We start from the raw sequence: 1,858 nt of genomic DNA, 5'->3' as shown, positions 1-1,858 counted from the left end.
TCCTTAAGGGATGCTTTTTATTTTAAAACATTTTATACATGCAGGTCCTTCCGGTTCAAGATTCCAAAACGGTTAAAGAATTTTTAAATGTTGCCAGAACAATTTATAAAAACGACAGTAACTGGATTTGTCCGCTGGATAATGATGTAGAAGCTGTATTTGACAAGAAAAAAAACCCATTCTTTAAACACGGCATTTGCACCAGATGGATCTTAAAGGATACAGATGGCGTAACGATTGGTCGCGTTGCAGCTTTTGTAAACGAGAAGAAAGCACATCAATATGAACAGCCTACAGGAGGGCTCGGCTTTTTTGAATGCATCAATGATCAGGCCGCTGCTTTTAAGTTGTTTGACACCGCTAAAAAGTGGCTTCAGGAACAAGGCATGAGCGCCATGGATGGCCCTATAAATTTTGGAGAGAACGATTCTTTCTGGGGATTGCTTGTAGAAGGTTTTACCCCTCCTTCTTATGGAATGAATTATAACCCACCCTATTATAAGGATTTGTTTAGTCATTATGGCTTTACCAAAGCTTATGAGCAAATCACAAATCACCTGCAGGTACGTAAACCTTTTCCCGAACGCTTTACTAAAATTGCGAACTGGGTAGCAGGCAAACCAGGTTATACATTTGAACACTTCTCAAAGAAAAACGCAGAAAAATACGTGAACGACCTGATGGAAATCTATAATGATGCCTGGAAGGACTTTGAGAATTTCGTTCCAATCAAAAAAGAGACCCTTCTGGAGAGTTTCAAAAAGATGGAAATGATCATGGACGAGAAACTAATTTGGTTTGCTTACATCAATGGAGAACCAGCTTCGTTCGTTGTTATTATTCCTGATGCGAACCAAATGATTAAAGGATTCAATGGCAAACTAGGCCTGGTGGAAAAACTGAAATTTGTTTACAGGCGCTGGAAAGGCGTCCACAGAATGCGAGCTATAGTTATGGGCACAAAATCTGCATTCCAAAAACATGGACTGGAATCAGCCCTTTTTATTAAATTAAAAGAATATGTGCTTCCTATGGAGCAATATGATGAATTGGAACTGTCCTGGGTTGGGGATTTTAATGATAAGATGCTATCCATACATCAGGCAACAGGTGCCACCTTTGGAAAGCGACACCTGACCCTGCGTATAATTTTCTAACAGCTTCCTATTTCTGTCTGATTTCTTCATAAAGATCGATAACCTTTTTTTGAAGTTTGATGATCTCTTCTTCTCTTTGTGACAATTTTTCTTTCAGGCTATTAATTTCCTCAAAATTTAAAGATTGAGGATTTTCGCCTTCTTTAGAGATGATGTCCATTGTAGAAACTTCAAACAGATTAGCAATCTGGGCCAGTCTGGAAATATTAATATCTGTTATACCAGTCTCTATCTTAGAAAATGCAGGAATAGAAATATTTAATCGTTTTGCTACTTCCCCCTGACTCCATCCATTTTTCTGGCGAAGTTGTCTGATGTTTTTACCTATGACGTTCATATTTTTAAATTAGGTGTGTATTAAATGAGCATTAATTTAAGTATTCAACTCACGTGCCAGTTTAACCAAATCTATACCTCCGAAATTGCCTGAGCTCATTAAAAGTAAATTTGTATTCTTAAAATTAATATTCGATAAATACAATTTAAGTGTCGTCGCATCATTAAAGAATTGTAAATTACTATTTTTAAATGCCGTTTGAACATCCAAGCTCGTAAAAGGTTCCATTTTTTTATGCCGAAAAGTTTGTTCGTCTATGTAAACAATTGCCTGATCGGCCTGATCCATAGTCCCCTCATACTGCGCTAAAAAGGCCTTATTTAAGCTACTGAATGTATGCAACTCTATACAAGCCACCAAATTC

2 protein-coding genes and 1 pseudogene are annotated in these 1,858 nt (G+C 37.2%); 1 reads left to right on the top strand and 2 read right to left on the bottom strand.

Annotated features, from left to right (window positions below; all coding sequences use genetic code 11):
• Window positions 1–38: 38 nt before the first annotated feature.
• Window positions 39–1,157 (top strand): N-acetyltransferase, encoded by a 1,119-nt coding sequence (locus tag DBR11_RS25875; protein ID WP_108555462.1) that lies wholly within the window; start codon window positions 39–41, stop codon window positions 1,155–1,157.
• Window positions 1,158–1,164: 7 nt separating this feature from the next.
• On the opposite strand, the gene DBR11_RS25870 is transcribed toward DBR11_RS25875, so the two are convergent.
• Window positions 1,165–1,494: a helix-turn-helix domain-containing protein gene (locus DBR11_RS25870; protein ID WP_108555461.1), complete on the bottom strand. Its 330-nt coding sequence runs from the start codon at window positions 1,492–1,494 to the stop codon at window positions 1,165–1,167.
• A 36-nt stretch (window positions 1,495–1,530) separates the two neighbouring features.
• A pseudogene (locus DBR11_RS25865) lies at window positions 1,531–1,858 on the bottom strand (peptidoglycan synthetase); the annotation flags it as partial.

This window comes from Pedobacter sp. HMWF019 (assembly GCF_003061025.1).
In the GTDB taxonomy this organism is placed as follows: domain Bacteria; phylum Bacteroidota; class Bacteroidia; order Sphingobacteriales; family Sphingobacteriaceae; genus Pedobacter.
The sequence above is the reverse complement of the archived record's forward strand: the minus strand, read 5'-3'. Positions and strand labels throughout refer to the sequence as shown.